This is a genomic window from Mesorhizobium sp. P3_B5, assembly GCF_056402815.1.
Map to the genome: position 1 here is coordinate 930,226 of NZ_JBFUGR010000002.1, position 11,876 is coordinate 942,101.

Annotated in this window: 11 protein-coding genes; 6 read left to right on the top strand and 5 right to left on the bottom strand. The window is 61.4% G+C overall.

Features of this window, described 5'->3' with window-relative positions:
- From AC1DVW_RS09300 to AC1DVW_RS09315, 4 genes are read left to right on the top strand one after another with little or no spacing between them, the layout of a single operon-like run.
- Positions 1-828, top strand: coding sequence for an ABC transporter permease (locus tag AC1DVW_RS09300; protein ID WP_477322533.1), 828 nt, complete (start codon positions 1-3; stop codon positions 826-828).
- A gap of 30 nt (positions 829-858) precedes the next feature.
- Positions 859-2,523, top strand: coding sequence for an FAD-dependent oxidoreductase (locus AC1DVW_RS09305; protein WP_457154753.1), 1,665 nt, complete (start codon positions 859-861; stop codon positions 2,521-2,523).
- Positions 2,520-3,986, top strand: a complete 1,467-nt coding sequence (locus AC1DVW_RS09310; RefSeq protein ID WP_477307776.1) for an NAD-dependent succinate-semialdehyde dehydrogenase — start codon at positions 2,520-2,522, stop codon at positions 3,984-3,986. The genes AC1DVW_RS09305 and AC1DVW_RS09310 overlap by 4 nt, the downstream gene beginning before the upstream one ends.
- Positions 3,986-5,104 carry an ABC transporter ATP-binding protein gene (locus AC1DVW_RS09315; RefSeq protein ID WP_477322664.1) on the top strand — a complete coding sequence of 373 codons (1,119 nt, stop codon included), beginning with the start codon at positions 3,986-3,988 and terminating at the stop codon, positions 5,102-5,104. Before AC1DVW_RS09310 ends, AC1DVW_RS09315 begins: the two co-directional genes overlap by 1 nt.
- 666 nt (positions 5,105-5,770) lie before the next feature.
- On the opposite strand, the gene hpaH is transcribed toward AC1DVW_RS09315, so the two are convergent.
- The 5 genes from hpaH to AC1DVW_RS09340 are packed head-to-tail and all read right to left on the bottom strand — an operon-like array spanning position 5,771 to position 10,431.
- Entirely contained in the window at positions 5,771-6,574 is an 804-nt protein-coding gene (gene hpaH, locus AC1DVW_RS09320; RefSeq protein ID WP_477322535.1) for a 2-oxo-hept-4-ene-1,7-dioate hydratase, read from the bottom strand.
- Positions 6,571-7,449 carry a fumarylacetoacetate hydrolase family protein gene (locus tag AC1DVW_RS09325; protein ID WP_477322537.1) on the bottom strand — a complete coding sequence of 293 codons (879 nt, stop codon included), beginning with the start codon at positions 7,447-7,449 and terminating at the stop codon, positions 6,571-6,573. The genes hpaH and AC1DVW_RS09325 overlap by 4 nt, the downstream gene beginning before the upstream one ends.
- A 34-nt stretch (positions 7,450-7,483) precedes the next feature.
- A complete protein-coding gene (gene hpaD / locus AC1DVW_RS09330) occupies positions 7,484-8,464 on the bottom strand; it encodes a 3,4-dihydroxyphenylacetate 2,3-dioxygenase (RefSeq protein ID WP_135867209.1) in 981 nt (326 codons plus the stop codon).
- 14 nt (positions 8,465-8,478) lie between these two features.
- Positions 8,479-9,993 (bottom strand): 5-carboxymethyl-2-hydroxymuconate semialdehyde dehydrogenase, encoded by a 1,515-nt coding sequence (gene hpaE, locus AC1DVW_RS09335; protein WP_477322539.1) that lies wholly within the window; start codon positions 9,991-9,993, stop codon positions 8,479-8,481.
- A 30-nt stretch (positions 9,994-10,023) separates the two neighbouring features.
- Complete coding sequence (locus AC1DVW_RS09340) at positions 10,024-10,431, bottom strand: 5-carboxymethyl-2-hydroxymuconate Delta-isomerase (protein ID WP_407067897.1); 408 nt, start codon at positions 10,429-10,431, stop codon at positions 10,024-10,026.
- 138 nt (positions 10,432-10,569) lie between these two features.
- Here AC1DVW_RS09340 and hpaR point away from each other — a divergent pair, with 138 nt between their 5' ends.
- Both hpaR and AC1DVW_RS09350 read left to right on the top strand, forming a co-directional pair.
- The gene (gene hpaR, locus AC1DVW_RS09345) at positions 10,570-11,025 is read left to right on the top strand and encodes a homoprotocatechuate degradation operon regulator HpaR (protein WP_126070414.1); all 456 of its coding nucleotides are present in this window, start codon (positions 10,570-10,572) and stop codon (positions 11,023-11,025) included.
- Positions 11,026-11,242: 217 nt separating this feature from the next.
- Complete coding sequence (locus AC1DVW_RS09350) at positions 11,243-11,704, top strand: hypothetical protein (protein WP_457152778.1); 462 nt, start codon at positions 11,243-11,245, stop codon at positions 11,702-11,704.
- The last annotated feature ends 172 nt before the right edge of the window (positions 11,705-11,876 follow it).

Consider the following 11,876-nt stretch of genomic DNA (forward strand, 5'->3'; position numbering starts at 1 on the left):
ATGGCACACGGCATCCGGGCCACGCCACTGCAGATTGCCTGCCGATGGGGAGTTCCTGTCGTAGCCACGCTCGCCTGCATATTTCTTGTCGCCCCGATCCTGATTTTCCTGCCGCTGTCCTTCAACTCCGGCAGCTTCTTTCGCTTCCCCCTCGATGGGTTGAGCTTGCGCTGGTATCAGGATCTGTTCACCTCACCCTTCTGGATCCGCTCTCTTGTCAACTCATTGCTGGTCGGCGCGTGTGCGACGGCGCTTGCCATGGCTCTGGGCGTGCCAGCGGCCTTCGGCCTGTGGAAAGCGACGTTCCGCGGCAAGAGCCTGCTGGTCGGACTGCTGATCTCGCCCATGATGGTGCCCGTCATCATCACCGGCGTTTCTGTCTACTACGCGTCGGCACCGTTCCTGCTCAACAACACCTATATCGGACTCATTCTGGCGCATACGGCGATCGCGGTGCCCTTCGTCATCGTGACGGTCTCGGCCAGTCTTTCTGGATTCAATCCGGATTATCTGCGTGCCGGTGCCAGCCTCGGCGCGCCGCCCTTGCTCATCTTCCGCAGGATCACCTTGCCACTCATTCTTCCGGGCGTGGTCAGCGGCGCACTGTTTGCATTTTCCGCTTCGTTCGATGACGTCGTCATCGCGCTGTTCATGGCCGGACCCGAACAGCGCACCCTGCCGCGCCAGATGCTCACCGCCAGTGTCGACGGCTTTCGCCTTACGATCACGGCGGCTGCCTCGCTGATGATCCTGATTTCGGTCGCTTTAATGGCTGTGATCCTGATGCTGCAGCGTCGCAGCCGGCGTCTGGCGGCGACGATCGCCTGATCACTTCAATCCCATAGGTATTCATTCGCAATGACACGAACGATAGAAACACAGGTGCTTGTCGTCGGGGGCGGCCCGGTCGGCCTCACCCTCGGCATGGATCTCGCGTCGCGCGGCGTGGAGACGCTGGTGGTGGAAATGCGGCATGAGGGGGAGCCGCCGAGTGTCAAATGCAATCACATAGCAGCTCGTTCGATGGAGATTTTCCGCCGCTTGGGCGTTGCCGGAAAGCTGCGGCAAACCGGCTTGCCGGCCGACTATTCCAACGACATTTCCTACCGAGTGAGCTTCACCGGCAAGGAATTGTCGCGCATCGAAATTCCGTGCCGGAAGGACCGCTATACGGCGACCGGCGGCCCTGACACATGGTGGCCGACGCCGGAGCCGCCGCACCGGATCAACCAAATCTATATCGAACCGGTGCTGTTCGCCCATGCCGCGGCGATGCCGAATCTCTCCTTGCTCAACCGTGTCCAGATCAATGATTTCACCCAGGATGACGATGGCGTTCAGGCAACGGGGCGGCTGCTCGATACGGGCGAGACCATCTCCATTCGCGCTCGCTATATGGTTGGCTGCGATGGCTCGCGTTCGGGCGTGCGTAAGGCGATTGGCGCCAAGCTTTCCGGTACGGCGGTCGTGCAGCGCGTCCAGTCCACTTATATCAGAGCGCCGTCGCTGCTGTCGCTCAGCAACCTGAAGCCCGCTTGGGCGACATTCTCCCTCAACCCGCAGCGTTCCGGCAATGTCTATGCGATCGACGGCAAGGAGAAGTGGCTGGTTCACAACTATCTCAGGCCGGGCGAGGAAGACTTTGAAGCCATCGACCGCGACTGGGCGTTGCGAACCATCCTCGGCGTCGGTCCTGATTTCGCGTACGAAATTCTTAGCAAGGAAGACTGGATCGGTCGGCGCCTGGTAGCCGACAAGTTCCGCGACAGGCGCGTCTTCATCTGCGGCGACGCGGCCCATCTATGGGTGCCGATGGCCGGGTACGGCATGAATGCCGGCATCGCCGACGCTGCAAACCTCGCCTGGCTGCTCGCCGCTCACCTGAACGGCTGGGCGCCGGCATCCATTGTCGACGCCCATGAGAAAGAGCGGCTGCCCATCACCGAGCAGGTGTCGCATTTTGCGATGAACCATGCGCTGGCGTTGTCGAAGCAACGCGGCGACGTTCCTGACAACATCGATGATGACGACGCCGAGGGCCAGCGAGCAAGAGCCGCGCTTGGCAAACTCGCCTATGACCTCAACGTTCAGCAATATTGCTGCGGCGGGCTGAACTTTGGCTATTTTTATGACCAATCCCCCATCATCGCCTATGACGGAGAAAAACCACCTGCCTACGGCATGGCCGACTTCACACCGTCCACGGTTCCGGGCTGCCGGACCCCTCACGTCTGGCTCGACGATGGCCGCTCGCTCTACGACGCGATGGGTCCCGATTACACGCTGCTTCGCTTTGATCCTTCGATTGACGTGACCACATTCTTGGCCGCAGCGAACGCGATCGCTGTTCCTGTCCGGTTGCTCGATGTCACGGCGGAGGACGCTGCTGGCGTCTACGACAAGGCCTTGGTCCTCTCGCGGCCCGACCAGCATGTCGCCTGGCGGGGTGATACCGCACCGACTGATCCGCTCGGTCTTATCCAGCTTATTTGCGGAATGGCCATACAGCACGAGGCAGCATGACCAACAACCCTCAGAGGACCGTTTCAGCGGTTCAATCCTATCCCGATCTGCGCTTGCTGATCGGCGGCGAATGGCATGAGCGAGGCGATCGTGAGTCAATACCGGTCTTCAATCCCGCGACCGAGGCCGTTCTTGGCAACCTGCCCGTGGCAACTCAGGCCGACATGGATGCCGCTCTAGCGGCGGCGGCAACCGGCTTCGAGCTATGGCGGAGACGTTCGCCCCTTGACCGTTCCGATATCATCCGCCGCGCGGCCGCAATCGTTCGGGAAAGGGGTGAGAGCATCGCGCGTCTGATCACGCTCGAAGAAGGCAAACCTCTGGCCGAGGCCCGTATCGAGGCGGAAGCCGCTGCGCAGACTCTGGAATGGTTTGCCGAGGAGGGGCGCCGGGCTTACGGCAGGATCATACCCTCGCGCATCGAAGGGATGCAGCAATTCGTGGTCAAGGAACCAGTCGGCCCGGTGCTGGCGATCGCGCCCTGGAATTTTCCAGCCGTCAATCCGGCCAGAAAGCTGGGCGCGGCATTGGCCGCGGGTTGCTCGTGCATTCTCAAACCACCCGAAGAAGCGCCAGCCAGTGCCATGTCGATCGTCCAGGCGCTGGACGATGCAGGGATTCCCAAGGGCGTGATATCCATGCTGTTCGGTATACCTGCCGAGATTTCATCGTATCTGATCGCCTCCCCGATCATACGCAAGGTATCGTTCACCGGTTCGGTGCCCGTCGGAAAACATCTGATGGCGCTCTGCGCCGCAGGCATGAAGCGGACAACGATGGAACTCGGCGGCCACGGTTCGGTCATTGTCGACCGTGATGTCGACATCGATGCCGTCGTGCGGCTTTCAGCGATGGCGAAATATCGCAATGCCGGCCAAGTGTGCGTGTCGCCGACCCGCTTTTATGTCCACAAGGCGATCTATGTTGAGTTTGTCGAACGCTTCGCTGCCATTGCGGATGGCGTTGTGGTCGGCGATGGCTTCCTGGAAGATACGGCCATGGGACCTCTTGCCCATTCGAGACGCGGGTCTGCGCTGGATGAACTCGTGGCCGATGCCGAAAAGCACGGGGCTAACCTGCGTGCCGGCGGCCATCGGCGTAACAGCCCCGGTTACTTCTTTTCACCGACGGTGTTGTGCGATGTATCAGAACATGCGCGTGTCATGAATGAGGAACCGTTTGGCCCCGTGGCTCTGATCAATCCGATCGACTCGATCGAAAGTGGAATCAAGCAGGCCAATCGGCTTCCCTACGGTCTGGCCAGCTATGGTTTCGGCGCGACCGCAGACGCGGCGAAGGCATTTTCCAGCGGGCTCGAAACGGGGATGGTCGGGATCAACAGCTTTACCATTTCCTTTCCCGAGACGCCGTTTCTGGGCATTAAGGACAGCGGACACGGGGCCGAAAACGGTGTCGAAGGCCTTGAGACCTGTCTCGTCAGCAAATTCGTGAGCCAGATATGATGAGCGACTTGTCGGCAAATCCCGCGCGAGCCCATGACGAGACCGCACTGGTCCGGTTCATCAATGTACAGAAATCGTATGGAGGCCTTGGCCTCGTCGTCAAAAACCTCAACCTCGACGTACTCAGGGGCGAATTCCTCACCTTGCTCGGCCCGTCGGGCTCCGGCAAGACGACCACTCTGATGATGCTTGCTGGCTTTCAGGATGCCACCTCAGGCGAAATCCTGCTGGACGGACGGCCAGTGACCCAGACGCCGCCGCATGAGCGCGGCATCGGCATGGTGTTCCAGAGCTATGCACTGTTCCCGCACATGACCGTGGCACAGAATCTCGCCTTTCCCCTTGAGGTGCGCCGCGTCGCCAAGGCCGACATCGCCAACCGGGTCAAACGCGCGCTCGAGATGGTTGAGCTGCCCAATTTCGCAGGGCGACGCCCCTCGCAGCTTTCCGGCGGCCAGCAGCAGCGCGTCGCGCTGGCGCGGGCACTCATCTTCGAGCCGACAGTGGTTCTGATGGATGAACCGCTGGGCGCGTTGGACAAGCATTTGCGAGAGCAGATGCAATACGAAATCAAGGCGCTGCATGATCGTCTCGGCATCACAATGATCTACGTGACCCACGACCAATCCGAAGCCCTGACCATGTCGGACCGGATAGCCGTGTTCAACGATGGCATCATCCAGCAGCTTTCGACACCGCAGGACCTCTATGAACGTCCCGCCAACGCGTTCGTCGCCCGGTTCATTGGTGAGAACAATACGCTGATAGGGAAGGTCGCCAAGTCCGGCAAGGACGGACTGTACGATGTTGCCTTGTCAGGCGGTGGCGTTGTGCGTGCAGTCGCCGATGAGTCTCTCGCGCCAGGCGATAGCGTGATAATTTCGGTCCGCCCGGAACGCTGTCTATTGGGCCATGACTTTCCAGACCCGATGAACCAATTCGATGGCAAGGTGCTCGATACGATTTATCACGGCGACCATATTCGGGTGAAAGTTCACGCGGCGGGCTCGGAGAACTTCATCATTAAGACAGTCAACGCAAGATCCGACCTGCCACTGCGGCCTGGCGTTGATGTGAAGATAGGCTGGGACCCAAAAGACTGCCGCGCCTTTCGGTGAGGTCTCTGTCAGCAAGCCACCGTCGTTCTTCGCTTCGACTAACAGCAATGTCTCCCCAGCATTTAATCAAAGCACGGGTAGAGGCACGCGTATCGGAAGCAAGGCGTGCGCCCAGGAAGTCCGCACTTTGTCCGGGCTTCAATTTCTCTCGCTCGTTAACGATCGGCCATATTCAAGTCCAGGTGCTGGGACTCCGAACGATCTCCGTCCGTTCATGCGGCGATTGGCGGCAAATACGCGTCATTCGGAGCCATTCTGCCTGACGTGGACCATTCCACCGATGGTGGTTTCCACTCGACCCAGCGTCCCGTCAAGGATCTAGGCTCGCTACAGGTGAGAGCAGTGCCCCTATGCAGCCGATTCACCTCTATCGGTCCGGCGGGACTCGGTGCTGTCGCCCAGATGCGACGAAGGATGACCGCGAGCTTTCGGGCGAGTGCGATCTTGGCTTTTTTCGGAGCCTGCCGATTGGCGGCCTCACGGCCCAGACGCGCGGACCATTGACCATACGGCTCATATGTCGTTTGCCACTTCTTAAGGTGAGGGCGGTCCGCACCATCTCGGCTTTGGCCTTGCTAATGCGGCCGGTGCGGACGAGTTCGACCGACTGAAGCTTGCTCATAGGCTGAAGTGACGAGGCACAGCGAGTCTGTTTCAAGCGCCGCTCTAGCGGGCGAACGCGATGCGGATTGTTCCATGAGGGCCGAAATCGGCAACGATGCTGTCGCCGTGGCGCGCCTCCACCGGGCGCACGAACGAGCCTGACAGCACAACCTGTCCGGCGGCGATCTGCATGCCGTATTGATGCAGCCGGTTGGCCAGCCAGACGATGCCCTTGGCCGGATGGTCGAGCACGCCGGCGCCAAGGCCGGTTTCCTCGACCTCGCCATTGCGAGACAGGATGGCGCCGATCCAGCGCAGGTCGGCCTCGCGCGGCCCAGACGCGCGACCACCGATGACGATGCCGGCATTGGCGGCATTGTCGGAGATGGTGTCGAAGAAGGTCCTGATCTTGCCGGTCTCTTTGTTGACGCGCTCGATGCGGGTGTCGAGGATTTCAAGGGCAGGGGTGATGTAATCGGTGGCGTCGAGCACATCGTCGATCGATACGTCCGGCCCCGACAGCGGCGCCTTCATGACGAAGGCGATCTCGGCCTCGATGCGCGGCTGGATGAAGCGGTTGGCGGGAACGATGCCGCCGTCGTCGAAGAACATGTCGTCGAACAGCACGCCGGAATCGGGAATGTCGATGGCGAGCGCCGATTGCATGGCCTTGGAAGTCAGGCCGATCTTCCAGCCCTTGATCGTCAGGCCCGACTCGACCTTGCGCTTCACCAGTGCTGCCTGCACCAGGTAGGCGTCGTCCATCGTCGCATCGGGAAAATCGAGGCTGAGCAGCCTGATCTGCCGGCGGTTGCGTTCGGCTTCGAACAGCCGCGCTGCGGCGTCCTCGACTTGCTCGGGGGTCATTGCGCTGTCCCCTCGTCGACGACGCCGTTGCGCAGCAGGCCAATGCCATCGGCCTCGATCTCGATGACATCGCCCGGCTTCAGCCAGATCGGCGGGTCGAAACGGGCGCCGGCGCCGGTCGGCGTGCCGGTGACGATGACGTCGCCGGGCACCAGCGTGGTGAAGGTCGAGACATAGTTGATGATCTTGCGGAAGGAAAAGATCATGCGGCTGGTGCGGTCCTGTTGCCGCAGCTCGCCATTGACGCGGGTGGTCAGCGCGATGTCGGCGATCTGCGCCTCGCTGGTGTAGGGCACCAGCCATGGGCCGATGGCGCCGGTGCGGTCGAAATTTTTGCCCTGGGTGACGTTGAACTTGGCGTGGCGGACCCAGTCGCGGATGGTGCCTTCGTTGCAGAGCGAAAGTGCTGCGATGTGGTCGAGCGCATCCTTCTCGGCGATCCGCCGGCCGGCCTTGCCGATGACGATGACGATCTCACCCTCATAGTCGAGCTGCGGCGATTCCGGCGGCCGTACCAGCGGCGCGCCATGGCCGACGAAGGAGCGCGGGAAGCGGATGAACAGCGACGGGTTGGAGGGGGCTGCCTGGCCGTCCTTGTACTCCTCGTTGCGGTCGGGAAAGTTGACGCCGACGCAGATGATCTTTTCCGGGGAGGGGACCGGAATGTCGTAGGCGATGTCGTCGAGGGAAAAATCGGCGGCAAAGGCATCCGCCTCTTCCGCCAGATGTTGCAAGGCGCCGGCCTCTATCACTTCGCGCAGCGTCGGCCACTGGCTGTGGCGCGCCGACAGGTCGACGACGCCCTTGCCGGTGATCGCGCCGTAGCGCTTCTTGCCGCCGATGGTGAAGGTGGCGAGCCGTGCCTGTGCCGTCATGCTGATTTCCCCATCACGCCTGTCGTAGCCATCATCACGGCGCGATGATCGGTGAGGCCGAGAGATCGGGCTGGCGCGGCTCGATGCCGGCAAAGACGCTGCCTTCCTCGAACCAGCTTTTTGGCGCCGGCGCGCCCCACAGCGTCTGCCGCTGCGGGTCCTTCAGGTCCCACTTGATCGGCTCCAGATCGGGATCGACCGTCTGGTAGTCCGAACAGTAGATCTCGATGCGGTGATTGTCGGGATCGCGGATATAGAGGAAGAAGGCGTTGGAAATGCCGTGCCGGCCGGGACCGCGCTCGATGTTTGCGAGGTAGCCGGTCGTCGCCATCAGGTCGAGCAGATCGATGATGTTGAGCGGGGTCGGCACCCAGAAGGCGAGGTGGTGCAGGCGCGGTCCGACACCGTTGGTGAAGGCGATGTCGTGGACGCCACCCTTGCGGTGCGTCCACGCCGCCCAGAGCTTTCCACTGCTGGCATCCTCGGTGTACTCGGTGACACGAAAGCCGAGCTCGTTGTAGAACGCCACCGATTCATCGACGTTGGGCGAGAAGCAGTTGAAGTGGTCGATGCGCAACGGCTTGACGCCCTTGTAGAGCGCGTATTTCTGGTGAATCGGCGGCAGCCGCTCCATCTTCGAGTAGAACTCCAGCGGAATGCCGTGCGGGTCGCGGGTGCGGAAGGTCCGTGACTGGTACGGCCGCTCGACCCATTCCACCGGCAGGCCTTTGCCTCTGAAGAAGTGCTCGGCCTTGTCGAGATCCTCGTCGGAGAACAGCTTGAAGCCGAGGTCGCGGGCTTCCGGCTTGGCAGCCTTCCGCAGCACGATGCAATGGTGGCCGCGCTCTTCCAGCGCGCGCAGATAGATCGCGTCCTTGCTCTCGTCGGTCACCTGCAGGCCGAGCGTGTCGACATAGAAGGCGCGTGATTTTGCGAGGTCGGTCACTGCCAGTTCGACATGGCTCAGCCGCACGATGTTGAAGGCCGGGTAGAGGTTGGGTGTGGGCAAGGGCATCTTGATGTCTCCGGTCAGCCGCCGAGCTTCTGGATCGAGTGTGGCGCGGTCGCGAACGCGATGTTCTTGGTTTCCATGTAGAAATCGAACGACCAGTCGCCACCGTCGCGGCCAATGCCCGAACTTTTGACGCCACCGAACGGCGTTGGCAGATGGCGCACATTTTCCGAGTTGACCCAGATCATGCCGGCATCGAGCGCATCGGTGAAGCGGAAGGCGCGGGTGACGTCCGAAGTCCAGAGATAGCCGGTCAGGCCGTACTGGGTGTCGTTGGCCAGCGCCAGCGCCTCGGCCTCGTCCTTGAACGGGATGGCGGTCAGCACCGGTCCAAAAATTTCCTCCTGGGCGATGCGCATGCGGTTGTTGGCGCCGGTAAACAGCGTCGGGCTGACATAGCAGCCGCCGCCCGGACCTGCGAATTTGCCGCCGCCRGCAGCGACCGTGGCGCCTTCCGACTTGCCGATCTCGATGTAGGAGAGAACCTTCTCCTCATGCACCGGATGGATCAGCGGACCGACCACGGTTTCGGGGTCAAGCGGGTGGCCTATCTTGATGCGCTTGGCCTTCTCCGCCACCAGCGCGGTGAACTTGTCGTAGACCGAGGCCTCGACCAGCAGGCGCGAGGACGAGGTGCAGCGCTCGCCGTTGAGCGAGTAGATCATGAAGACGGCGGCGTCGGCGGCGCGCTCCAGATCGGCGTCGGCAAAGACGATGACCGGGTTCTTGCCGCCGAGCTCGAAATGCACGCGCTTCAGCGTGTCGGCGCCTTGCTTCATGATCATCGAGCCGGTGCGGCTTTCGCCGACGAAACCGATCGCCTTGATATCGGGGTGCTCGGTCAGCGCCTTGCCGGCATCCTCGCCAAAACCGTTGACGAGGTTCCAGACGCCCTTGGGCAGGCCGGCCGCCTCGGCGATCTCGACCAGCAGCCGCGCCGTCAGCGGCGACAGCTCCGCCGGCTTGTGGACGATGGTGCAACCGGCGGCGAGCGCCGGCGCGATCTTCCAGGTCGACAGCATGAAGGGCGTGTTCCACGGCGTGATGACGCCGACCGGGCCGATCGGTACACGAGTGGTCATGTTGACCTGGTTCGGCGCGCGGATCGTGCGGCCATCGCGGGCTTCCGGTGCACGGTCGGCGTAGAAGCGGAAATTCTCGGCGCCGCGCAATGCTGCCTTGGCCATGAACTTCAGCGATTGGCCGGTGTCCATGCATTCGACGAAGGCAATTTCCTCGGCCCGCGCCACGATCGCGTCGGCTATTTTGTGCAGCAGCTTCTTGCGGGCGTCGCCGGCAAGCGCCGCCCAGTCGCGAAAGGCCGCCTTCGCCGCCTTGGCGGCGCGGTCGATGTCTTCAGCCTTGCCGCGCGCCACGGTGGCGATCGGCTTCAGATCGATCGGCGAGATCGTCTCATATGTCGAGCCGTCGGCGGCCGGCACGGCCTCGCCACCGATCTGGTTGAGCACACCGCCCTTTTTGAAGCGTTCGAGATAGGCCTCGGCCTTCTTCAGATTGTCGTCTAGAGCCATGAGGTCTTTCCTGTCACTTGCCACGCCCTGTCACTTGCCACGCAGGCGCGGGTGGATGGCATTTTTCTTCCAGCTCAGTTCGGCGTCGATCTCGCGGATCTCCAGGGAGAGCGCGAAATGCGGCGTCGTGAACAATGAAGCGAGATGCTCGGACACTGCCGCGAAGATCGCTTCGCCGGTGCGTTTCTTCTCTTCGTCAGTGCGGCCCTTGCCAATGCGGAAGTTCAGGTCGATGAAACCGTTCTCGGGCAGACGGTCGGCGATGGCATAAGCATCAGCGCGGAAGGCGCGCACCCTGACCGCGCCCGGCTCGAACAGGCCGGTTTCGAGGATTGTCCGCGAGACCAAAGCGCAGAGCTCCGTCATGTCTACCCTGGCGTCGAGATTCGCCGAATAGTCGATCACCATGTGCGGCAAGCTGTCGCTCCAGTCGGACATATACGCTGTCTTTAATTAACGTGCGTATTACATTTTGTTGATGTATTGTCAATTGCTTTGCAGTTGGGTCAACATCCTTTCCCGTGCGCTCGACATCCTAACTTGGCTGTGAGTTCGCGGGTGATTGCCAATGGGCTCATGCGCGCCTTCGTGGAGTCTTCCTTGCGAATAACGGAAACCAAACGCTCCCTGCCAATGGCCCTGCTTCGTGCCCGTGAAGTGATCATGGCGCACTTTCGACCGATGCTTGCCCGACACGACATCACCGAGCAGCAATGGCGCGTGCTGCGGGTGCTTGCCGAAACCGGGCCGCTCGAAGCAACCGAACTCGCCAATCGAGCCTCGATCTTGCCGCCTAGCTTGACCCGCATCATCAAGGCGATGGAGGAGCGGCAGTTCATCACCCGCAACAGGGTAAAGGATGATGGGCGCCGGGCACTGATCGCCATCAGTCCGGCCGGGCTGGCACTGATCGAGGACCTGTCGCCTGAGCGTGCCGCGATCTATGAGGCGATCGAGCAACGCTACGGTGCCCAGCAGCAGGACCGGCTGCTTGATCTGCTAGAAAGCCTGATCCAATCGGAATCCTCTTAACCACCGAAGCTACCAGTGCAGTCGGCAGCAAGCAGTTGCGACCGACATAGAGCAATGCCGCCTCTGCCTCCTATGGCCATTTCCGCCAATAGTGAACAAAAAGAGAACAAAGAGTCAAGCCTGCCCTTGACGGGGGAGGAATATGTTCCTTATTTCAGCGTGATCTGAAGCAGAAAAGGACCATGGCTCGGCGTCAATCGCGCTGGCCGGCGAAGCTATGGCAAAAACAGCGGAAGACAATTTTCGGATCGAGGTATGGGATCGAGAGGAGCAGGCCCTATCCGAAACCATTTCGCGTTCCCCCGATTCAACGGTGAGTCAGGCAGCCTGGCAAGCTGCCATCCGGCGCCGGCCAGGCATGTTGCTGATCCACTACAACAGTCGGCATGTGATGGAGAAAATCCTGACACCAGGCGAGGTCAAGATCCCACCGCAGGCCATCATTGATGGCAGCGTTCATGCGGGCCTCGATGTGGCGCTCGGCGATCTTCGCGAATGGCATGTGTTGCGGGCCTGGTGCAGATCCTGTTCGCACCATGCGACGGTAAAGCCTGCCGGGCTCATCGAACGCTATGGAAAAGGCGCTCTGTTCAGTTCGGTCGAGCGAGCGCTCTTCTGCACGAGTTGTAACAGGGGAGGGCCTGTCAGGCTGGAAATTCACAAGCTGCCACGCAATTGAGGGGCGAACGGATGCAAGACCTCATCGAAATTCGTCCAGGCCCACTCGGCACTGGTTGGACAATCCTATCGCATCGTCGCCGATCAGCGGCCGGACTGTCGAGAACCGGGAATGCGAGCGATCTCCGCCGGTCGGCTTCGACGCAAAACATGCGGACCACCGCGGACGGGGA

Excerpts from the sequence above, each read along its gene's own strand:
- AC1DVW_RS09300 (WP_477322533.1), top strand. The coding sequence starts at position 1 with ATGGCACACGGCATCCGGGCCACGCCACTGCAGATTGCCTGCCGATGG.
- AC1DVW_RS09305 (WP_457154753.1), top strand. The coding sequence starts at position 859 with ATGACACGAACGATAGAAACACAGGTGCTTGTCGTCGGGGGCGGCCCG.
- AC1DVW_RS09310 (WP_477307776.1), top strand. The coding sequence starts at position 2,520 with ATGACCAACAACCCTCAGAGGACCGTTTCAGCGGTTCAATCCTATCCC.
- AC1DVW_RS09315 (WP_477322664.1), top strand. The coding sequence starts at position 3,986 with ATGAGCGACTTGTCGGCAAATCCCGCGCGAGCCCATGACGAGACCGCA.
- hpaH (WP_477322535.1), bottom strand. The coding sequence starts at position 6,574 with ATGACCCCCGAGCAAGTCGAGGACGCCGCAGCGCGGCTGTTCGAAGCC.
- AC1DVW_RS09325 (WP_477322537.1), bottom strand. The coding sequence starts at position 7,449 with ATGACGGCACAGGCACGGCTCGCCACCTTCACCATCGGCGGCAAGAAG.
- hpaD (WP_135867209.1), bottom strand. The coding sequence starts at position 8,464 with ATGCCCTTGCCCACACCCAACCTCTACCCGGCCTTCAACATCGTGCGG.
- AC1DVW_RS09340 (WP_407067897.1), bottom strand. The coding sequence starts at position 10,431 with ATGTCCGACTGGAGCGACAGCTTGCCGCACATGGTGATCGACTATTCG.
- hpaR (WP_126070414.1), top strand. The coding sequence starts at position 10,570 with ATGCGCGCCTTCGTGGAGTCTTCCTTGCGAATAACGGAAACCAAACGC.
- AC1DVW_RS09350 (WP_457152778.1), top strand. The coding sequence starts at position 11,243 with ATGGCAAAAACAGCGGAAGACAATTTTCGGATCGAGGTATGGGATCGA.